General features: G+C 37.0%; 19 protein-coding genes. 13 read left to right on the top strand and 6 right to left on the bottom strand.

Going from position 1 to position 21048, the window contains the following annotated elements:
* Window positions 1-21 precede the first annotated feature (21 nt).
* Window positions 22-852, bottom strand: coding sequence for a 1,4-dihydroxy-6-naphthoate synthase (locus ACFOW1_RS11095; protein ID WP_379014296.1), 831 nt, complete (start codon window positions 850-852; stop codon window positions 22-24).
* A gap of 38 nt (window positions 853-890) precedes the next feature.
* A complete protein-coding gene (mqnB, locus tag ACFOW1_RS11090; RefSeq protein WP_379014294.1) occupies window positions 891-1529 on the bottom strand; it encodes a futalosine hydrolase in 639 nt (212 codons plus the stop codon).
* A gap of 94 nt (window positions 1530-1623) precedes the next feature.
* On the opposite strand from mqnB, the gene ACFOW1_RS11085 reads away from it, so the two are divergent.
* The 4 genes from ACFOW1_RS11085 (at window position 1624) to folE (ending at window position 3840) form a co-directional block, all read left to right on the top strand.
* The gene (locus ACFOW1_RS11085) at window positions 1624-2031 is read left to right on the top strand and encodes a 6-pyruvoyl trahydropterin synthase family protein (RefSeq protein ID WP_379014293.1); all 408 of its coding nucleotides are present in this window, start codon (window positions 1624-1626) and stop codon (window positions 2029-2031) included.
* Window positions 2032-2064: 33 nt separating this feature from the next.
* Window positions 2065-2352 (top strand): hypothetical protein, encoded by a 288-nt coding sequence (locus ACFOW1_RS11080; RefSeq protein WP_379014292.1) that lies wholly within the window; start codon window positions 2065-2067, stop codon window positions 2350-2352.
* A gap of 317 nt (window positions 2353-2669) precedes the next feature.
* The gene (locus ACFOW1_RS11075; protein WP_379014291.1) at window positions 2670-3155 is read left to right on the top strand and encodes a 6-pyruvoyl trahydropterin synthase family protein; all 486 of its coding nucleotides are present in this window, start codon (window positions 2670-2672) and stop codon (window positions 3153-3155) included.
* On the top strand, window positions 3118-3840 hold the full coding sequence (gene folE, locus ACFOW1_RS11070) for a GTP cyclohydrolase I FolE (protein WP_379014289.1): 723 nt from the start codon (window positions 3118-3120) through the stop codon (window positions 3838-3840). The genes ACFOW1_RS11075 and folE overlap by 38 nt, the downstream gene beginning before the upstream one ends.
* 70 nt (window positions 3841-3910) lie before the next feature.
* On the opposite strand, the gene ACFOW1_RS11065 is transcribed toward folE, so the two are convergent.
* The 4 genes from ACFOW1_RS11065 to ACFOW1_RS11050 all read right to left on the bottom strand — a co-directional run bounded on the left by ACFOW1_RS11065 (window position 3911) and on the right by ACFOW1_RS11050 (window position 11716).
* A complete protein-coding gene (locus ACFOW1_RS11065; RefSeq protein ID WP_379014288.1) occupies window positions 3911-4147 on the bottom strand; it encodes a VF530 family protein in 237 nt (78 codons plus the stop codon).
* Between the two features lie 163 nt (window positions 4148-4310).
* The gene (locus ACFOW1_RS11060; RefSeq protein WP_379014287.1) at window positions 4311-7790 is read right to left on the bottom strand and encodes a transglutaminase family protein; all 3480 of its coding nucleotides are present in this window, start codon (window positions 7788-7790) and stop codon (window positions 4311-4313) included.
* A gap of 182 nt (window positions 7791-7972) precedes the next feature.
* Window positions 7973-9808 carry a DUF4139 domain-containing protein gene (locus ACFOW1_RS11055; RefSeq protein WP_379014285.1) on the bottom strand — a complete coding sequence of 612 codons (1836 nt, stop codon included), beginning with the start codon at window positions 9806-9808 and terminating at the stop codon, window positions 7973-7975.
* A 252-nt stretch (window positions 9809-10060) separates the two neighbouring features.
* Window positions 10061-11716, bottom strand: a complete 1656-nt coding sequence (locus ACFOW1_RS11050; RefSeq protein ID WP_379014284.1) for a pyruvate dehydrogenase complex dihydrolipoamide acetyltransferase — start codon at window positions 11714-11716, stop codon at window positions 10061-10063.
* Window positions 11717-12165: 449 nt separating this feature from the next.
* Between ACFOW1_RS11050 and ACFOW1_RS11045 the strand changes: the two genes are divergently transcribed.
* The 9 genes from ACFOW1_RS11045 to ACFOW1_RS11005 all read left to right on the top strand — a co-directional run bounded on the left by ACFOW1_RS11045 (window position 12166) and on the right by ACFOW1_RS11005 (window position 21020).
* A complete protein-coding gene (locus tag ACFOW1_RS11045; RefSeq protein ID WP_379014283.1) occupies window positions 12166-13191 on the top strand; it encodes a rod shape-determining protein in 1026 nt (341 codons plus the stop codon).
* Between the two features lie 64 nt (window positions 13192-13255).
* Window positions 13256-14107: a rod shape-determining protein MreC gene (mreC, locus tag ACFOW1_RS11040; RefSeq protein WP_379014282.1), complete on the top strand. Its 852-nt coding sequence runs from the start codon at window positions 13256-13258 to the stop codon at window positions 14105-14107.
* Window positions 14100-14630, top strand: coding sequence for a rod shape-determining protein MreD (locus ACFOW1_RS11035; RefSeq protein WP_379014281.1), 531 nt, complete (start codon window positions 14100-14102; stop codon window positions 14628-14630). Before mreC ends, ACFOW1_RS11035 begins: the two co-directional genes overlap by 8 nt.
* A gap of 168 nt (window positions 14631-14798) precedes the next feature.
* Window positions 14799-16898: a penicillin-binding protein 2 gene (gene mrdA / locus ACFOW1_RS11030; protein WP_379014280.1), complete on the top strand. Its 2100-nt coding sequence runs from the start codon at window positions 14799-14801 to the stop codon at window positions 16896-16898.
* A 6-nt stretch (window positions 16899-16904) separates the two neighbouring features.
* A complete protein-coding gene (rodA, locus tag ACFOW1_RS11025) occupies window positions 16905-18254 on the top strand; it encodes a rod shape-determining protein RodA (RefSeq protein ID WP_379014278.1) in 1350 nt (449 codons plus the stop codon).
* Window positions 18255-18443: 189 nt separating this feature from the next.
* Window positions 18444-19184 (top strand): MBL fold metallo-hydrolase, encoded by a 741-nt coding sequence (locus tag ACFOW1_RS11020; RefSeq protein ID WP_379014277.1) that lies wholly within the window; start codon window positions 18444-18446, stop codon window positions 19182-19184.
* Between the two features lie 21 nt (window positions 19185-19205).
* Window positions 19206-19790 carry a Crp/Fnr family transcriptional regulator gene (locus ACFOW1_RS11015; RefSeq protein WP_379014276.1) on the top strand — a complete coding sequence of 195 codons (585 nt, stop codon included), beginning with the start codon at window positions 19206-19208 and terminating at the stop codon, window positions 19788-19790.
* 2 nt (window positions 19791-19792) lie between these two features.
* Window positions 19793-20368: a uracil-DNA glycosylase family protein gene (locus ACFOW1_RS11010; protein WP_379014275.1), complete on the top strand. Its 576-nt coding sequence runs from the start codon at window positions 19793-19795 to the stop codon at window positions 20366-20368.
* Between the two features lie 103 nt (window positions 20369-20471).
* Window positions 20472-21020, top strand: a complete 549-nt coding sequence (locus ACFOW1_RS11005) for a carboxymuconolactone decarboxylase family protein (RefSeq protein ID WP_379014274.1) — start codon at window positions 20472-20474, stop codon at window positions 21018-21020.
* Window positions 21021-21048 lie beyond the last annotated feature (28 nt).

Genomic DNA, 21048 nt, shown 5'->3' with positions numbered 1-21048 from the left:
GGTTATTAAGATTCCTAGGATTTATATAAAAATATTGCCGCCATCAATACTAGTTTCAGGATGCAATTGTTGATACACATCAAGCATAGTGGTGACTGCCTTTTTGCCTTCATCACCTAAGTTGATAGAATAATTATTAACATATAAATCAATATGCTGACGCATTACAGATTCGCTCATTTCTTGAGAATGTTGCCTCGTATAATCGGTTAGTTCAGGATAATTTACAAAAGCATATTCAACGCTTTGTTTTATCAAATCGTCTATTTTTTTAATTACATCATTAGCTAGTCCTCGCTTTGCAATAATACCACCAAGCGGTATAGGTACTTGCAATTGTTGTTCCCAATATTCACCTAAATCCATCAACTTTATTAGGCCTTTATCTTGATAGGTGAATCTATTTTCATGAATAATCACACCTGCATCTACTTTTCCACTTAATACAGCGTCTTCAATTTCATGAAACACTAAAAACTGTTTGTTTTTAGCATTAGGAAAAGCCAATGAAAACAACATATGCGCCGTAGTATTTATACCCGGCACTGCAATTGTTTTGTGAGGCAAATCAGCAATATCAAATTCGGAATTTGCAATTAACAATGGCCCCACACCTTTTCCCAAAGCACCGCCACTATTAAGCGTTACATAATTGTCAAGTACCAATGGTAATACGCCATAACTGATTTTAGATATATCTAGCTTGCCTGCTTTTGCCCACTCATTAAGCGTTTGTACATCTTCTAGTTGTACATCAAATGATAATCCATCGGTATCTATTTTGCCATTTACCAAGGCATCAAAAATAAAAGTGTCGTTTGGGCAAGGCGAAAAGCCTAAAGTAAGTTTCAATGTAATACTATTTTAAGTTCTGTATTTTATTTCCTTTATTATGACAAAAGTTGCTGCAACATCGCTTTTAACGCCTCGTTTAAGTTAGTAATTGCTTGTTGCATTTGCCACTTGTTTTTGTCGCGCTCACCAATATAATTGCTAATACTACGCAACTGAATATATGGCACATGAAAACTATTGCAAATATAATGTAGTGCAGCACCTTCCATGCTTTCGATAGTGGGATTATATGTTGCCCGTAACTGCGAAATGCGCTGCTGGTTAGTAGAAATTTCGTTTACCGTAATGGCAGGCACTTCTTCCAAACCCAATGGATTTAGCTGCGCTAAATATGGATTGAGTAATTGTTTATTGGTAAATGGTGCACTATTGGCATCAATTAATTTTAAATCGAATACATCTTTCCATCGATCATTTTCTTGTACACCCAAATCGCCAATGGTTTCAGAATTGATGGCTACAACCTTTCCTAGCGGCAAGTTTGTATTGAATGTTCCTGCAATACCAGCTTGAATAATGATGCTAGGCTGCTGCTGCAATACCAATTGTGTTATGGAAACTGCCGTGGCCAACATACCAATACCAGTTACCAAAAATTGTACATTACTATTAACAGATGTATTAATAGTAGGTTGTATCTCAAATGAAGTAGCAGCTGCAACAATAATTTTCATTGCTGCAAAGTTGAGAATTTACAAGGTTTGAACAGGCACTTACTTACTAAAACTTTATGAAACCTTACCTTTGCCAAAATTTTAGTGCGAAGAGATGGTGTATTTAACTAGACAAGAACATTTTAATGCTGCTCATAAACTAGCAAACCCAAAATGGAGTAAAGAAAAAAACGAGGCAATGTTTGGTGTTTGTGCCAATGAAAACTGGCATGGCCACAATTATGATTTGTTTGTAACGATTAAGGGCGAACCTGACCCTGAAACTGGTTTTTTGTTTGATGTAAAAAAACTCAGCCAACTGATAAAAGTACATGTAGTAGATAAATTAGACCATAAAAACCTCAACTTGGATGTTGACTTTATGGCAGATAAAATGTGTAGTACTGAAAATTTAGCCATAGCTATTTGGGAACAATTAATACCTCACCTGCCTAAAACAGTGCAGTTACATTGCATTAAACTATACGAAACACCAAGAATTTACGTAGAGTATTTTGGATAAAAATTGTAATTTCAATTTTATAATCGTTTTTCAATGGCAGCAATAACCATAACAGAAATACAACTTTTTAATGTTTTAAAGAAAAAGCTTGGTGAACAAGAGGCCGAGCAATTGGTAGGTTTTGTGCAATCAGAAATAAAAGAAGAAGTAAAAAGAAAGTCTGAAACTTTAGCTACAAAGGAGGATTTATCTGAAATAAAAGGTTCTTTGGAAACTAAATTAGCACAAATGGAAAGCAAACTTATTTTGTGGGCTTTTGTGTTTTGGGCTACACAACTTGGTGCTATGTTCGCCTTTCTAAAATTATTTATTGCCAAATAGTACCTTCTCAATTCGAGATAATTATTACCAAAATATTATCGTTTAACTTTTTTATTGCTACTTTTAAACAAAACAGAAACTTTATTGGTTATTATACCGTATGTAGTTTTGCAAACAACTGACAATTTGTAATTGGTACGTTATTCGCATATCTTACATACGATTTTGAAGTTCTGTTACTAATTATCTGTCGCTCCTTAATTTATGCAAGGCCACTTGGTAAACACACTTTTTACGCAGTGCCGGGCAGTTAGTAATTGATATTGATTTGCGTTTTTTAAAATTTAAACTGGTGTTCAGTCGATTGTACCGTACAAGTGTGCGACGCAACAAGAGACGATAGAACTGCCAAAGCTGGTAACAAAAAATTTACTAGCAATGCCGTAATGACTATGAATAAAGTAGCCGTTTTTAGAAAAGAACATTTTAATGCTGCGCATCGCTTACATAATCCATTATTAACCGATGCCGAGAATGCAAGGGTTTTTGGTAAATGTAACAACCCAAATTACCATGGCCATAATTATGAATTAATTGTGCAGGTAACTGGCTTGCCTAATGCTGTAACTGGCTATGTGATTGATATGAAGATATTAAGTGACCTGATTAAGGAGCAGGTGCTTGACAAATTTGACCATAAAAATTTAAACCTAGATACCTCAGAGTTTGCAACGGTAAACCCAACAGCAGAAAATATTGCCATTGTAATATTTAACCTGTTACGTATAAAAATCGATGCGGCTTTGGACTTAAAAATAAGATTATATGAAACAGAAAGAAACTTTGTCGAATATCCAGCTTAATGGTGATGGCAAAATAGAAATGATTGATGTATTGATTGACGAAATGGGTGATAATCATGTGATGACATCGGTAGAAACACCTATGCGTACAGACGCTTTTGCGCTGAGCGATGACGAAAAAATAGCGGCTATTGAAAAGCATTTTGAAGCTATCATGAACACACTTGGCCTTGACCTTACAGACGATAGCCTGAAAGGCACACCACATCGTGTGGCTAAAATGTACGTAAAAGAAATATTTCAGGGTCTAAACCCTGCCAATATGCCAAAAATGGCTTTGTTCGAAAACAAATACAAGTACAACGAAATGTTGGTAGAGAAAAACATTTCGTTTTATAGTAATTGTGAACACCATTTTGTGCCAATTATGGGTCGTGCGCATGTAGCTTATATCAGCAATGGTAAAGTAATTGGTTTAAGTAAATTGAACCGTTTGGTAGAATATTTTGCCAAAAGACCACAGGTACAAGAGCGCCTTACCATGCAAATAGGTAAAAAACTACAAGAGGTTTTAGGTACCAACGATGTAGCTGTTGTAATAGATGCAAAACACTTGTGCGTGAGTAGCCGTGGTGTGAAAGACGAAAGCAGCAGCACCGTTACAGCATTCTATAATGGCGTATTTAAAGACGAAGCTAGAAAAGCCGAGTTTTTAAAATATCTAGAATTTAAAACTGAATTTTAATTATAGATTTTTGATTACAGTTTGTTGGAATAAAAAGCCGCAAGTTTCAAAAACTTGTGGCTTTTTATATTTATTTCAATAATTTTTTTCTTAAAGCATACTTGTAAAAATCTTCGACCTTGGTTCGTGCCCATGGTGTTTTACGTAAAAACTTAAGACTTGATTGTATAGACGGATTGCTTGTAAAGCATTTAATATTAATCTGATTGCCTAACTCTTCCCAGCCAAACGACTCTTGTAAATGCGTCACAATTTTTTCGAGTGTTAAACCATGTAGTGGATCTTTTGAAGGCGCTTGTTCTGACATAAAAATATTTCACACAAAGAAACAAAGGATGCAAAGAACACAAAGATTTTTTTAGCAACAAAGTCTCTAAGTAAAATCCATAAAGTGCACAAGGTTTTAAAGCAACGATGAATACAACATGGTATACATTGTATTCATTGTGACACTTTATGGGCTGAACGTGCTACTTGTTTCTTTTGCTCCAAGTTTGCCGTAAATCTAATGTTGCCGGGTACTCTTTATTTACCTCAATTGGTGGTGTATCGCAAATGTATGGCTCACGGTTTTGCTCAATATAATGCTCGGTAAACGATAAGTAAGCTCTAGGCATTTGTGTTTCTGGTGTGTGGCCTTGATCCCAAAAACGGCTCACACGTCTACTTTCGGCCTCGTAGCTATTTACAGGGAACGAATCATAATTTCTACCGCCAGGATGCGCCACATAATACGTACAACCGCCTACGCTGCGACCGTTCCAAGTGTCTACAATATCAAATACCAAAGGCGTGTCTACACCAATTGTTGGGTGCAAAGCACTTGGTGGCTGCCAAGCACGGTAGCGAATACCGCACACATATTCGCCTTTAATATCGGTGGCTCGCAGTGGTACTCTTGCACCATTGCACAGCAATGCGTAGCGAGCATCATTCATACCTGTGAGTTTTACTTGAATACGTTCAAGCGACGAATCTACAAAACGTGCGGTACCAGAGCTACTCATTTCTTCGCCCAATACGTGCCAAGGCTCTATACCCATGCGTATTTCCATGTGTATACCCTGTACTTGCACCGAACCATAATGCGGAAAACGAAACTCAAAAAATGGTTCAAACCAACTAATATGAAAATCGTAGCCTGCACTGTTAAGGTCATTAACAACTTCTTGTAGATCTTGCCTTACATAATGTTGTAGCATGAATTTATCGTGCAGTTCTGTGCCCCAACGCACCAAATCGTGTTTATAAGGTTTCTTCCAAAACCATGCTATTAATGCACGAATGAGTAGCATTTGCACCAAACTCATTTGCTTGTGCGGTGGCATGTCAAATGCTCTAAATTCAAGTATCCCAAGCCTACCAGTAGATGAATCTGGCGAATACAATTTATCGATACAGAATTCTGCACGGTGCGTATTGCCAGTAATATCTGTTAATAAATGACGGAACAATCTATCAACCAACCAAAAAGGCACAAAACCATTTTCTGGTATTTGGCTAAAAGCAATTTCCATTTCGTACAACTTCTCATCTCTACCTTCATCAAACCGTGGCGCTTGCGATGTAGGCCCTACAAACGCACCTGAAAATAAGTAAGACAAGCCTGGATGATGTTGCCAATAAGTAATTAAGCTACGCAAAACATCTGGTCTGCGTAAAATAGGGCTGTTAGCTGGCACATTACCGCCAATAGCAATATGATTACCGCCGCCTGTGCCTGTGTGCCTACCATCCAACATAAATTTTTCTGTACCAAGGCGAGATAAATGCGCTTGTTCGTACAAAGTATCAATATTATAAACAAGCTCTTGCCAGTTTTTAGATGGATGAATATTGACTTCAATAACACCAGGGTCAGGCGACACCACCATTCTTTCCATACGGTTATCGCGTGGCGGTTCATAACCTTCTATGCGTACTGGTATATGTAGTTGTTCTGCCGATGCTTCAATAGAGGCAATTAAATCTAAATAATGCTCTACATAAGACAATGGTGGTATAAACACATATACAATACCTTCTCTAGCTTCTACGCACAAAGAAGTTATTACCGTATCAACATCGTACAAAGGCTTGGTTTCTTCACCCTCATCAGCTTCTTTCTTGTTTAATTGCGCTAGTTTTTTCTTCTCTTCTAGCTTCTTATTCTCTTCCTCTTGTTGATCTTTCTTTTGCACAATTGGTTCTGGCACTCGCACTGGTGGTGGTTCATGAACCGTTACTAAACCATATCGGCTTACAATATTGTCGTGGAAATTTTCTAATTCAGGTAGTTCTTCAAACAAGCTTCTTTCTACACGTTGCGGTTCTTTATCTTTTGCAATTGCAGGTAACGATTTTAGTGGTAAACGCAAACCAATAGGCGAATTACCGGGCATTAAAAACAAATAATCTCGGCTAATTTTCCATTTGCAACTGCGCCATTTATTGTTCCAATAATTCCACTCAAGTGGCAATACATAACCTGCTGGTGTATCTAGACCATTTTCTAGTAGCTGCGCCAATGTTCTTCGCTCAATGCTATCTTTTAAATTGGCTTTTAATGGATCTATGTTTACAGGAATTTTTTCTTCCGTCCACAAAAAATAAAACACATCTTCATAAGCTGGTGTTACATTGTCTTCACTTACCGCCAAGCGCTTTGCTAGTTCTTTCGCAAATGCTTCAGCATCTTTATGGGTAAATTTTTTCTCTGCATTTTCAAGTGCCATCAAGTCTTTATTCTTCCAAATGGGATGCCCATCTTTACGCCAAAACAAACCGTATTGCCAGCGTGGCAATGGCTCGCCAGGATACCACTTACCCTGACCATAATGCAACATACCCTTAGGGCCAAATTGCTCACGTAATCGGAAGATTAATTCATGTGCTAAAATACGTTTGTGTAAGCCATCTGCCGCAGTATTCCATTGCGCTGATTCCATATCGTCTATAGATACAAACGTAGGTTCGCCACCCATGGTAAGGCGCACATCGCCCGCTGCTAAATCTTTATCTACTTTAAAACCAGTAGCATTAATAATGGCCCATTGTTCTTCTGTGTAAGGCTTTGTTACACGTGGGTCTTCATGAATACGTGTAACGGTATTGCTAAATGTAAAAGTGGTTTCACAAATATCTGTTGCACCTACAACTGGTGCAGCACTTACATAATCTGGTGTACAAGCTAGTGGAATATGGCCTTCACCAGCAAATAAGCCTGATGTAGGGTCTAGACCAATCCAACCAGCACCCGGTATATACACTTCTGTCCAGGCATGCAAATCAGTAAAATCTGCTTCAGGGCCTGAAGGACCATCTAACGATTTTATATCGGCAGTAAGCTGTACCAAATAGCCCGAAACAAATCTTGCTGCCAGCCCTAAATGGCGAAATATTTGTACCAATAACCAAGCACTATCTCTACAACTACCCAAGGCTTTACCAAGGGTTTCTTCGCAGGTTTGCACACCTGGTTCCATGCGAATGCTATAGTTAATGTCTTTGTTCAGTTTTTGATTAACATATACTAATAAATCGTTGATACTAGTATCAGGCTTTATATTCAACTGTTCTAGCCATTGCATTAATTGCGGCCCTGCTTCCTTAATTTCAAAATAGGGTACTAGCTCTTTTTGAAGTTGCTTGGCATAAGAAAATGGATACTTTTCTGCATAATCTTCAACAAAAAAATCGAAGGGATTAATCACCACCATATTGGCAATAACTTCTACCTCAACGCTTAATTCGTTTGTTTTTTCAGGAAAAACCACACGTGCCTGATAATTGCCAAAAGGATCTTGCTGCCAATTGATAAAATGTTCTTTAGGCGTAATTTTTAAAGTATAAGCCTCGATAGGTGTACGAGAATGTACCGCTGGGCGAAGCCTAAAAATATGAGGCGACAGAGATACTAATCTGTCGTAATGATAGGTGGTTTTGTGGTTAATTGCTATACGTATAGCCATAGTTTTGGTTGCATTAAAGCGGTGAATGGCAGGCAGATTCGTTGCTATAAATATAGGTGGTTTTTCACACAAAGCAACAAAGGATACTAAGTACACAAAGATTAATTACATTATCAATGAATAACCTTTGAGTACATACTTAGTACCCCTTGCCTTGTTTTTTTGCCTTGCCTGAGATGCTACTATTTCAAATTCACCGTTTTATCTTTTAGATATTTTACCGAATAACTTAAGCGTAGTTTTTTGCTTTCGCCTGCTGCTAATGAGAGATTCCAAGTTACAATGCCAGTTTCATCGTTTACAGCCGCTTCTGTACTTTCAAGTAATTGTATCTCCATTTCTTTATTAGTAGCCAATGGATATTGATCTTTCACCAATAAATTGATGGCTTCTTTTTTATTGTTCTTCACTGTAATCTCATACGTAATTTTTTGTAGTTTATTACTGCCTAAAAATTTAACACTACTAAAATCAGCCAGCTTTTCTCTTTTAATGGCTACACGCTTGTCTTTACCCAAGGTTAAGTTTAGGGTATCAGTTGTGGTATTTGGGTCAATAAACGATTTGCCTACGTATGTACCTTCAAAAATGATATTTGCATCGCCGGGTAATAAATTCATTTTTTCCCAATTGGTTACTTCTGCTAGCAAGTATACATCTTTATCCAATTTTGGTACGGCATAATATTTATAGTTGGTAGGTACTTCTACCTCTTTTAAAGTAGCAGTTTGCTCTTTACCATTACTCGCAATATCGTAAGGTAAATCAATATCGTAGTTAAGGTTTAGCGTACTTTCAGATACGGTGATGTAGTCATCTAAGCCATATTTCAAAGTCATTACAACCGCACCTCCACTTGCTCTTGAACCATAAATTGCAGTAGCTTGTCCATCTTTTAGCACTTCTACTTTTTTTATTGCTTGGGGACTAATTTTCTTTGCTTCACTAACACTCATTTCTACACCATTTACAATATAAAGTGGGTCAACTTTAGTGTAAGAACTATTTCCACGAATTTGTATATCATCTGAACCGCCAGAAGAACCATATCCTACCACAACTACTTCATCTAGACCTTTATTTTCTTCTTTTGCAATTTGCACACCAGCAAGTCTTCCTTGTAATGCTTTGTTCATATTTGTATATGGATTTACATAAGCTAAAAACCATGTTTGCAAATTAGGTGCATTGCCCCATTGGCTTGGTGTAGCGGTAGATAATGATAGTTTTACTTGCTTCCAGTCTAGCCCTGTTGTTTGAAACATTTTAGCTTTATACACCAATTTCATTGGGTGATTTATATCTGCCACATTAATGTCGTAAAAAGGTGTCCAATAGGCATTTGGCGTTATGTACGATACTGTAAAATTATAGTTGCTAGCCAATGCTGCATTTAGCTGCAACACAAGTCTACCAGTGCTTTTGGCATTCTTTTGTTCTTCTTCTTGTACCTGATTATTTAAGCGCTGTACTTGGTCTTGTATTTTTTTAAGTGTTGTGTTTTGCTGTGTTAGCTCAGTTTGTATTTCTAGCGATTTGGCCTTGTAATAATCCATCAGCTTCATAAGTTCTGCTACACTAAGACCATTTTGCGTACCCTTAATATCTCTGTTCGATTTTAGCACTTGCAATAAATCGGTGGCTATACCAATATTGGTTTGCAATTTGGTAATGTCTTGCTGTAACTTCTCTATGCTATCAGTCATCGCTTTTACCTTCTGAGAAGCAATATTTGGCTTTAAATAATAGTTCTGAAACTCAATACCTACAATGGTTACTGCATTTGGCACTTTTACCTGAATGCTATTAACATCTACCTGGTTGCTAATACCATCAATGGTCAATTCATTATTGCCTTGTTGCAATATAGCTTTGGCATCGTGTGTTAATTCAGCCCCACTTCTGTAGATAATGGCCGTTTTTAAATATGCGTTTACTACGTTTTTGTCATCACCTGCAAAAGCCGCTGTGATAAATAGGCATAAGCTAAGGGACAGATAAATTTTTATGTACTTCATAATTGTTACTTTTTATGTCAGATGCCACAATTACTTTTATTACATAAACCTGTTTTCGAAATATTCCTAAATAATTGTTGTATTAGTATTGTAGGATATTTCTTGCATCTCAAAAAAATCATTTTGTCAGCACAATATCTGTCAGCAAAAAAAATGCTGACATATCAACTGCTGACACTTGCTTTTTAAATCCCCATAAAAAAGCCTCTAGTAAAACTAGAGGCTTTTTGAACTCGGTTCGTATTTTTCTTATCAAATTAACATTCTTACAGGTTCTTCTAATAAACTTTTAAGTGTTTGTAAAAATGCTGCGCCTGTTGCACCATCTACTACTCTATGGTCACAACTTAAGGTTACTTTCATAATATTACCTACTACAATAGCACCATTTTTTACAATTGGCTCTTGTGAGATACCACCTACTGCTAAAATACAAGCATCTGGCGGGTTAATGATAGCCGTAAATTCATCTATTCCAAACATACCTAGGTTAGAAATAGTAAATGTACTTCCTTCCCAATCGCTAGGCTGTAATTTTTTATCTTTTGCTTTTTGTGCAAAGTCTTTCACCTCAGCATTAATTTGGCTTAGGCTTTTACCATCGGCAAAACGGACTACCGGTACCAATAAACCTTCATCAACCGCTACGGCAACACCAATATTCACATGATGATTAGTACGAATTTTATCGCCTAACCAACTGCTATTAATTTTTGGATGTTGTTTTAAAGAAAGCGCTGTTGCTTTCAATACCATATCGTTAAAGCTAATTTTAGATTTAGCCGTTTCATTCATCTTATTACGAGCCACAATCGCCGCATCCATATTTATACTCATGGTTAAGTAGAAATGTGGTGCAGTAAATAAACTTTCGCTGAGGCGTTTCGCAATTACCTTACGCATTTGGCTTACTGGTACTTCATCAAAGCTTACAACACCAGCTGGCACGGATGCTACTGTTGCCGATGATACAGCCGCGATAGCAGCAGGTGCAGCTACAGATACTGGTGCAGCGGTTGGCGTATAACCATCAATATCGCTCTTGGTAATTCTTCCATTATCACCAGTACCTTTTACATATTTTAAATCAATGCCTTTCTCAGCAGCAACTTTTTTTGCCAATGGTGAAGCAAAAATTCTGCCTTCGTTGACTACCGCTGGTGCAGCAGTTGCAGCTGTTGCTGGTTGCTGGTTACTAGTTGCAGGCTTTGCTGTAGTAGGTACTTTTTCTGTTGACGGTTGACTGTCGACGGTTGACGCTTTAGCACCACCTTTTAGGCTAGCAACAATAGCATTAACATCTATACCATCTTCACCTATAATAGCCAATAAATCATTTACTAATATTTTCTCGCCTGCTTTAGCACCTTGAAATAACAACTTACCATTTTTGTAGCTTTCTAGCTCCATGGTAGCTTTATCGGTTTCAATTTCGGCCAATATATCGCCCTTTTTAACAATATCGCCTACATTTTTAACCCAAGAAGCGATGACACCTTCTGTCATGGTATCGCTTAAGCGTGGCATTAATACCACTTCTTCCATTGCAGAAGCATCAATTGTGGTTGCTGCTGGTGCACTTACCGCAGGTGCTGGTACTGTTTCTAGTGCTTTTTCTGCTGGGGCAGCACCACCACTATTTGCAGCAACTAGGGCAGTCACATCTTCACCTGCTTTACCTATGATTGCTAATAAGTCATTTACTTGAAGTTTACCACCATTTGCCGTACCAATGTGCAATAAAATACCATTTTGATAACTTTCTAACTCCATTGTGGCTTTATCTGTTTCAATTTCAGCCAATAAATCGCCTTTATTTACCTGTTCGCCAACGCTTTTGTGCCATGCTGCAATAACGCCTTCTGTCATTGTATCACTTAAACGGGGCATTAATATCACTTCTGCCATAAAATAGGGTGCCTTTAATTTGAGGCGTGAAATTAAGGCAAAATGAAATAGCCGCAAGAGTTAAACAATAAATTAATTGGTAAAGAGGCGAAACAGTTTAATTTTTTTACGCTAAAACCTGCGTTTAGCCACACATAAAACTATTTTCTGCCAACTAAATTTCGAGTACCTCTAAATTATTATTTGTTAATATTTTGACATTATTTTAGGTCAAAAGAAGTATTGCAAATAGATAGAAAATATTTATAAAATACGAGAGAAGCGCTTTGGAAATATACTTTAAACAAAGATTTTAGTTCTAGAGCGGATGAAGTAAGTACAATTTGTGCAATGGGTGTTAATATCTATGCACAACAAAATTATTACACGCTTTTTACGTTGTTTATTCCACTTATTTCTACCACATTTGCAGCTATTCATAAACAACAAGTATAAAGCTCCTCTATATAATGGCATTATTTAATTTTTTTTCGCAAGAAATAGCGATTGACCTTGGTACAGCTAATACCTTAATTATTCACAACGATGAAATTGTAGTAAACGAACCATCAATTATTGCCCTTAACAGAAATAACCCAAAAGAAGTTTTGGCGGTAGGCAAAAGAGCCTTATTGATGCATGAAAAGACGCACGAAAGTATCCGCACTGTAAGACCATTAAAAGATGGTGTAATTGCAGACTTTAATGCTGCTGAATTAATGATTCGTGAGTTAATAAAATTAGTATATCCAAAAAAACCTTTATTTCCGCCAAGTTGGAGAATGTTAATTTGTATTCCTTCTTCCATTACTGAGGTGGAAAAACGTGCCGTACGTGACAGTGCTGAACAAGCTGGTGCAAAAGAAGTATACATGATTCATGAGCCAATGGCTGCAGCTCTTGGTATCGGTATAGATGTAGAAGAACCAGTGGGTAATATGATTATTGATATAGGTGGCGGTACCACTGGTATTACGGTAATTGCACTTGCAGGGATTGTGTGCGACCAAAGTATTCGTATTGCTGGTGATGAATTTACAGCAGATATTATGGAAGCATTGCGCCGCTACCACAGTTTATTAATTGGCGAACGTACCGCTGAACAAATAAAAATTCAGATCGGAGCTGCCATGAAAGATTTAGATAATCCACCAGATGATTTGCCGGTAAATGGTCGTGATCTTGTAACGGGTATTCCAAAACAAATTATGGTTAGCTATCAAGAAATTGCAGAAGCGTTAGATAAGAGTATTTTTAAAATAGAAGAAGCCATTTTAAAAGCACTTGAAACAACGCCTCCAGAGCTCGCTTCTGACATTTACAAACGTGGTTTGTACCTAACAGGCGGCGGCTCATTGTTACGCGGCCTTGACAAACGCTTAAGCGCTAAAATTAAATTACCTGTGCATATTGCTGACGATCCACTTAAAAGCGTGGTACGTGGTACGGGCTTAGCATTAAAAAATTACCAACGCTTTCCTTTTATAATGAAGTAGTGGGTAGTGAATTACAATTATTGGCTACTCACCATTTACGATTGACTATTTACCTTGACTATAAGTGAAGAACATAATCATTTTAATTCGCACATCATTCACATTTATCTGCTTTATTGTACTGCAGATAGTGTGTGCTGTTATGCTTATTAAAAGTAGTAAAACACACGATGCGTTTTTTTCAGTACGTATCAATGAGGTTACGGGTAAATTAAACTCGCAGTATAGTGGTATATATGCTTATTTTAGTTTAAAAGAAACCAACAGACAATTAGCAGCCGAAAATGCTAAGTTAAGAAATGAACTACTATCAAATTTTGTTGCGCCTGATAGCAGTAAAAAAATGGTAGTTGATACAACTATAAAAGATACGCTGAACCGGTTTAGAAAATATATATTTTTACCCGCAACTGTTGTAGCCAATACAGTAACACTTGAAAATAATTTCTTAACACTTGAACGTGGTTCGCTGCAAGGTGTAAAAAAAGATATGAGTGTGGTGGGTCCTGAAGGTGTGGTAGGCACTGTTGTAGATGTCAGTGATAACTATTGTCGTGTAATGAGTATTTTAAACCGAAAAAGCAGTGTGAGCGCTATGTTGAAAAAGGATAATATTGCTGGCAGTATTGATTGGGATGGCAAGGATCCTTCTTTTGTAACGCTAAAAAATATTCCGAAAAGTGCCAAAGTTGTGAAAGGCGATACTGTTGTTACAAGTAATTATTCTGCAAAGTTTCCTTCAAAGATTATGATTGGAACAATAGCTGGTATTTCTGCAGATCCTGCTAGTAATTTTTATACGCTTAAAGTAAAAACAGCCACTAATTTTTACAGCCTCAGTTTTGTGAATTTGGTATATAATGTTCGCTATGCAGAGCAATTGGCACTAGAAAATAAACTAAAGCCGAATGAGTAGTTTATTGAAAAATATTTTACGTTTTCTATTATTTATAATGGTACAAGTATATGTTCTAAATCATGTACCGCCTTTACATCAGTTTATAGTACCATACTTATACTTTCTATATATACTTTGGCTACCATTTAATATTAATCGTTTTTGGTTGTTGGCGATTGGATTTGCTACAGGTTTAACGCTAGATTATTTTACAGGCACGATGGGCTTGCACGCAGCACCTTGCACCCTAATCGCTTATCTACGCCCATACATTTTAAATATTCTTATACCACAAGACACTATAGAGCTTAGCTACGCAGAACCAAGTTTTAAAAGCATGGGCTTTGCACCTTATACTTTGTATATCGTACTTTTTACATTTGTGCACCATGCCTATCTCACATTAATTGAGTGGCTAAGTTTTGGAAACGCATGGTTCTTTTTTGGTAAAGTTCTTGGCACTGTAGCTATTAGCATTTTATTAATTACGATTACCGAGCTACTATTTTTTAGAAAAGGTAAGTTTAGAACCAACGCATAACCACAACAATCTATCGTTTTAACAAATAAAAAATTGGCTTTAAAAGCGCTATTTTAAAAGGCGATTAAAGTTTTGTATTTACTCAAATTTTTCTTGCGGCTTACACAACAAATCAGCAATTTTACAGTTACTCATCAAGCTACAACCTAACATTTTACTATACTTTTTATGTCGGTATTTAACCAAAGTCGCAGTGGCGTTATCAAAATTATTTTTGGTATTGTCTTTCTCATTATTATTGGTCAATTAGTTAACCTACAAGTAATTTCAAAAAAGTATAAAATAGAAGCTGATAATAATGCTATTTATAGGCGAATTATTTATCCTGATAGAGGTATTATTTTTGATAGAAAGAAAAGAGCGCTATTAGAAAACACCATTACTTACGACCTAGTAGTAACACCAAATGAGACCAAGGGTACTGATACGCTAGGTATTTGCGACTTACTAAATATAGATACCGCTACTTATCGCAAACGCATTAAAGATATTATTTTTAAAAATGGAAGTGTTAGACCAAGTGTTTTTGAGCCATTACTGACACCAGAACTATATGCAAGATTGAATGAAAATATGTACAAGTTTCCAGGCTTTGTATTAAGCGATCGCTCTGTTCGAAGTTATCCTTTCAATACAGGTGCTGCATTTCTTGGCTATACGTCTGAAGTAGATACTTCTTTTTTACGTAAACATAAAGATGAAGGCTACGAAAGTGGTGACTATGTTGGCTTTACAGGGCTTGAACGGAGTTATGAAAAAGTATTAATGGGTAAGCGTGGTGTGAAGCGTTTTATCCGTGATAATAAAGGGCGTATACAAGGTCCCTTTGAAAAAGGTGAATTTGACACGACTGCTGTTGCAGGTAAAAATTTGTACTCAAGTATCGATGTAGAATTGCAACAACTAGGCGAAAAATTAATGACCAATAAAGTAGGCAGTATTGTAGCCATAGACCCAAGAACTGGTGGTATTTTATGCATGATAAGTGCACCCACTTACAATCCTAACTATTTAACGGGCAATCAACGTAAAAAGCACATCAACGAAATGATTTTAGACCCTCGATTGCCCTTTAATAACCGCGCTTTAGGAACAAAATATTCTCCAGGTTCTACATTTAAAACGGTGGTTGGTGTAGCAGGCTTGGCAGAAGGCGTTATTAATAAACACTTTACTGTATCGTGTAGTGGTGCATTTTATGGCTGTAACAACGGCAAGCCGAAATGCTTAGATAGAGGTACGTTCGACTTTGTGCATGCTATAGCGGTGAGTGATAACACTTATTTCGCCACCGTATATAAAAAGATATTAGACCAATATAAATATGGTAGCACTGATAGCTCATTAAAAGTATTTAATAGCTACGCAAGTAGTTTCGGTCTTGGTAATAAATTGGGCGTTGATTTACCAGCAGAGAAACGTGGCAATCTTCCATTATCGGCGGATTATCATAAAAAATATGGCAATAGCTGGAATGCTTGTACTATTATTTCAAATTCCATTGGCCAAGGTGAGGTACAAACCACGCTAGTGCAACTTGCCAATGTTATGGCAACAATTGCCAATAAAGGTTGGTATTATACACCACATATTATTGACTCGATAGAAGGTGGTGATGAATATGGCCTATTAGATTCTTTTAAAATAAAAAGACATACTGCCAGTAATATTTCTGATACTGTTTTTGATGCGGTGCAGGATGGTATGCAAGGCGTAATGGATTATGGTACAGGGCAAGCAGAAAAAATTCCTGGATTTGTAGTATGTGGCAAAACTGGTACTGTAGAAAATTACGATCATGGTAAAAAACAAAAAGACCATGCGTTCTTTGGCGGCTTTGCCCCACGTACCAATCCTAGAATTGCAATCGCTGTGATGTGTGAAAATGCTGGCTTTGGCGCTGCAAGTGCCGCACCTATTGCTAGCTTAATGATGGAGCGCTACTTAAAAGATACCATTCCAGAAAAAGATAGACAAGATAAAGTTGAGCAAATTGCAAAAACGAATTTAATCCCTGCTTTAATGCGAGCAAAATTGGCACAAATGGATTCATTAAAGCTAATTAAAGAAGCGCAAATGCTTGAACTACAAAAAGAAAAAGAAACACAAGACACACTTGAGGACGATAATATTGACGATTCGTTAATTAACAAGCCAAAACCAATAGGCCCCAAACCAGCTAACAATAATAAAAAAGTGCTAACCACAAGTGCTGCTATTTTAACAGACGAACGCAAATATTTTTCAAAGAAAAACGCAAAGGCTTAACCCACAATGGCTAAGAATTACAATACAGATGTTTCTAAAGGTATCGATTGGGTAGTAGTATGGCTGTATGCTTTATTAGTAGGTCTAGGTATTCTCTGTATTTTTATGGTTGAGTACAAGCCTGGTGTTGATGTTTTATCAACGTTTTTAAGCGGTAAAACCAATTATAGTAAGCAATTTTTCTTCTTCTGCTTATCGTTGGTAGTAGCTACTTTTATTTTGCTTTCAGACAGCAAACTGTTTACAGCTTTTGCCAATTTGTTTTACGCATTTGGTATTTTTCTTATGCTTGCCACATTCGCCATTGGCAAAGATATCAAGGGGTCTAGAAGTTGGATACCTATTGGTGGCGGTTTTAACCTACAACCGGCAGAGCTTTGTAAAATATTTGCGGCACTAGCTTTGGCCAAATATCTCGCAAGGCAAGAAACCGATTTTACCAAAATAAAATCGCAACTCATAGGTGCAGCAATAGCTTTGGTTCCAGCCATATTATCGATTGGGCAGAACGAAACTGGGGTTGCCTTGGTATATTTCTCATTCTTTATTGTAATGTACCGCGAAGGTCTCCCACCAGCATTATTAATTATTGGTTTCTCTTTTGGTGTATTGGTAGTAGCTACCCTATTGCTCAGTCCCAATGTATTAGCCATTGCACTAACCGTGATTGCGGGTATTATCATTTATATTTTGCGCAAGCAAATAAAACGCAGTAAAAATCTACTTGTAGCCATTATAGGTATTTGGGTGATATGCGTAGGTATACAGCGCTTTGCAGTGCCTTATATTTTCAATAATGTGTTTCAATGCTACCAAAGTACCCGCATTTATAGTATGGTAGGTAAAGAGTATGATTGTAGTCAAAACCGAAGCAATAAAAAAAGGACCAGCGATAAAGAAAAAGCTGCCAAAAAACCCGATGATTACAATGTACGTCAAAGTAAGATTGCGATTGGCTCAGGCGGCTTAATAGGTAAAGGCTTTTTAAAAGGCACACAAACTAGGGGTAAATATGTACCCGAACAAGGTACTGACTTTATTTTCACAAGCTTAGGCGAAGCTTTCGGGTTAAGCGGCTGTGTGGCATTCTTAGGCTTATATTTATTTTTATTATTTCGCATTATTACCATTGCTGAGCGCCAGCGAAGCACTTTTAGCAGGGTGTATGCCTACAGCGTTGCAAGTATCATCTTTTTTCATATAGTAGTAAATGTATGTATGACAATAGGTTTGTGCCCTGTAATAGGTATTCCTTTGCCATTAATTAGTTATGGCGGGTTATCGCTAGTAGATTTTACTATTCTTATTTTCATTATGATAAGATTAGACGCTGATAGGCAGATGGTATTAAGGTAAAGCATAGGTTTTAAAAGATTTTGATAACCAGCTTTGGTACTGCTATTTAGCTGCTGTTGCGTCGCACACTTGTACGTTAGTCAGTTATATCGTCTTTTCTTGTAGCGAAGTCAGTAATTTTTTTACTGCTTTATCCAAACATTTCTACAATTAGTCGAAGCTTTATAGTTCCTGTTGTAAGTTCGCAGCATGAAAATAATACCTCTTTCAGAAGGCTCGTTTACCATAGATAAAACCAAAATTTTTGTTCCTTTTAATTTAGAGGCAGATGATTTGCAACAGCGCCCTATTGGCAGCTTGCTAGTAGAAGTTCAACCATTTGCCATAATTACCGATAATGATATTTACCTAATAGATACAGGGCTTGGCTTTAGCGTTAATGGCAAACTACAAATACACCAAAACTTATTGGCTAATGGTATAGACCCTAATGCGGTTACCAAAGTATTGATGAGTCATTTACACAAAGACCATGCAGGTGGCCTTAGTAAGCGAGACAATTTTGGCAATTACCATTTGTCTTTTCCTAATGCTACATACTTTGTGCAGCGCAAAGAATTTGATTACGCTATGGAAACAGGTTTTCCTAGTTTTATGAGTGAAGAAATTGGGGTTTTAGAAAATAATCCGCAAGTGCAATGGCTGGATGGTGATGGCGTGATTGATGGTTTTATTACCCATGAAATTACAGGTGCACATAGCCCCTACCACCAAGTATTTTGGTTAAAGAAAGACGGCGAAGTATTATTTTTTGGTGGTGATGATGCACCACAATTGCAGCAGATGAAAAGTAAGTTTGTAGCCAAGTACGATTATGATGGCAAAAAGTGCATGCAACTAAGGCAGCAATGGTGGGAAGAAGGCGTAGCAGATGATTGGACTTTTTTGTTTTACCACGATATTAAAACACCTGTATACCCTGCATTGTAAGGTTTACGGCTTGATACCAAAATGGACCACAAAAACAATATTGTAGATTACATTAAACGCTCTGTAAATATTACAGACGAAGAAGCTACGCAATTTAGTGAGGCCTTTAGGGAAGTAAAAATTAAAAAGCGGCAATTTATTGTTCAGCCAAATTTTGTAGTAAAACATAGAAACTATGTAGTAGAGGGCGCATTTAGAGCCTATGTGGTAGATGATAATGGGCAAGATAGTACTATTGCGTTTGCCATAGAAGATTGGTGGATTACAGATTATAACAGCTACATCTTACAAAAGCCTGCTACTATGTTTGTAGTAGCTTTGGAAGACAGTGTAATTTTAGAAATGCCCTACGAAAAAGAACTAGCATTAAAAGCCGCCAATCACAAATTTGAAACTTTTTTTAGAATACGTGCAGAGCGAACAGCTGCCTTTATGCAGCAACGCATTATCTCTAACCTGACACAAACCGCAGAAGAGCGCTATGAAAATTTCATTAGTAAATATCCGCAAATTGTACAGCGTGTACCCCAATATGCATTGGCTTCTTACCTTGGTATGACAACAGAATTTTTATCGAGAATTAGAAACAAAAAGGCAAAAAAATAATGATGGAAGAACTGCTTGCCCAAATACGGGCTTGTACTTTATGCAAGCCATTTTTACCAAATGATCCCAAGCCGGTTATACGAGCAAGCAAGCAATCTAAAATATTGATTATTGGCCAAGCGCCTGGACAAAAAGTTCAGAACAGCGGTATACCTTGGGATGATCTTAGCGGAAAAGAATTGAGACGTTGGTTAGATGTATCAAACGAGCAGTTTTATGATACGAATTTGATGGCAATCATGCCAATGGGTATGTGTTTTCCAGGCACTGGCAAGTCTGGCGATTTACCGCCAAGAAAAGAATGTGCACCACTATGGCATGATAAAGTAAGAGCGCAAATGCCCAACATACAATTAACCTTATTAATTGGAAAATATGCGCAGGACTATTATTTAGGCAATCAAGCAAAAGAAAATCTCACGCAAACAGTAGCTCATTTTGAAAACTATTTACCTTCTTATTTACCATTGCCACATCCTTCACCGAGAAATAAAATATGGATGAAAAAAAATGATTGGTTTGAATTGCAGGTAGTGCCTGTGCTTCAAAGCATCGTAGCGCAGCTAATAAATAGTTGAACTACATCAACCAAATTTCCTAAACTAGTTCATTTTTAAAGATTGGTAACTAAAGCAGTTTTGCATTGTCAATAACGACGAACACTTTATAAAATAATGCAAAATGACAACCACAGAAAAGAGAACATTTACCGTTCCTACAAAAGCAGAAGTATCTAGTAACAACCAAACACTTTTCGACAACTTACACAAAGGCTTAGGTTTTGTGCCTAATCTTTATGCCTATTTTGCCAAAAACGAAACAGCTTTGGGTGATTATTTGGCCTTGCAAAATCGTAAAAGTACTTTAAGAGCGAAAGAAAGAGAAGTGATTAACTTGATTACCAGCCAAATTAATGGTTGCCGCTACTGCCAATCTGCGCATACGGTATTAGGTAAAATGAATGGTTTTACAGAAGAACAAATTTTGGAACTTCGTAAAGGCACAGCAAGCTTTGATAGTAAGCTAGATGCTTTGGTAAAATTTACCGCATCAACCGTTGAAAATCGCGGTCGTGCTACAGAAGAAAGTAAAGAAGCTTTTTTTGCAGCTGGCTATACCGAAGCAAATATGATTGATGTAGTCATCATTATTGGTGATAAAATTATCAGTAATTATTTGCATAACTTAACTGAATTTGACATTGATTTTCCAATAGCAGATGTTATCTAATACGGCTTAAGCAGCTATTCAATAAGAT

The organism is Parasediminibacterium paludis (assembly GCF_042651445.1).
In the GTDB taxonomy this organism is placed as follows: Bacteria; Bacteroidota; Bacteroidia; order Chitinophagales; family Chitinophagaceae; genus Parasediminibacterium; species Parasediminibacterium paludis.
Note: the sequence above shows the minus strand (reverse complement) of the source record. Positions and strands in the feature narration are given on the sequence as shown.

Coding starts and splice junctions, on each gene's coding strand:
- mqnB (WP_379014294.1), bottom strand. CDS start 1,529: ATGAAAATTATTGTTGCAGCTGCTACTTCATTTGAGATACAACCTACT.
- ACFOW1_RS11085 (WP_379014293.1), top strand. CDS start 1,624: ATGGTGTATTTAACTAGACAAGAACATTTTAATGCTGCTCATAAACTA.
- ACFOW1_RS11080 (WP_379014292.1), top strand. CDS start 2,065: ATGGCAGCAATAACCATAACAGAAATACAACTTTTTAATGTTTTAAAG.
- folE (WP_379014289.1), top strand. CDS start 3,118: ATGAAACAGAAAGAAACTTTGTCGAATATCCAGCTTAATGGTGATGGC.
- ACFOW1_RS11065 (WP_379014288.1), bottom strand. CDS start 4,147: ATGTCAGAACAAGCGCCTTCAAAAGATCCACTACATGGTTTAACACTC.
- ACFOW1_RS11060 (WP_379014287.1), bottom strand. CDS start 7,790: ATGGCTATACGTATAGCAATTAACCACAAAACCACCTATCATTACGAC.
- ACFOW1_RS11055 (WP_379014285.1), bottom strand. CDS start 9,808: ATGAAGTACATAAAAATTTATCTGTCCCTTAGCTTATGCCTATTTATC.
- ACFOW1_RS11050 (WP_379014284.1), bottom strand. CDS start 11,716: ATGGCAGAAGTGATATTAATGCCCCGTTTAAGTGATACAATGACAGAA.
- ACFOW1_RS11045 (WP_379014283.1), top strand. CDS start 12,166: ATGGCATTATTTAATTTTTTTTCGCAAGAAATAGCGATTGACCTTGGT.
- ACFOW1_RS11035 (WP_379014281.1), top strand. CDS start 14,100: ATGAGTAGTTTATTGAAAAATATTTTACGTTTTCTATTATTTATAATG.
- mrdA (WP_379014280.1), top strand. CDS start 14,799: ATGTCGGTATTTAACCAAAGTCGCAGTGGCGTTATCAAAATTATTTTT.
- rodA (WP_379014278.1), top strand. CDS start 16,905: ATGGCTAAGAATTACAATACAGATGTTTCTAAAGGTATCGATTGGGTA.
- ACFOW1_RS11020 (WP_379014277.1), top strand. CDS start 18,444: ATGAAAATAATACCTCTTTCAGAAGGCTCGTTTACCATAGATAAAACC.
- ACFOW1_RS11015 (WP_379014276.1), top strand. CDS start 19,206: ATGGACCACAAAAACAATATTGTAGATTACATTAAACGCTCTGTAAAT.
- ACFOW1_RS11010 (WP_379014275.1), top strand. CDS start 19,793: ATGGAAGAACTGCTTGCCCAAATACGGGCTTGTACTTTATGCAAGCCA.
- ACFOW1_RS11005 (WP_379014274.1), top strand. CDS start 20,472: ATGACAACCACAGAAAAGAGAACATTTACCGTTCCTACAAAAGCAGAA.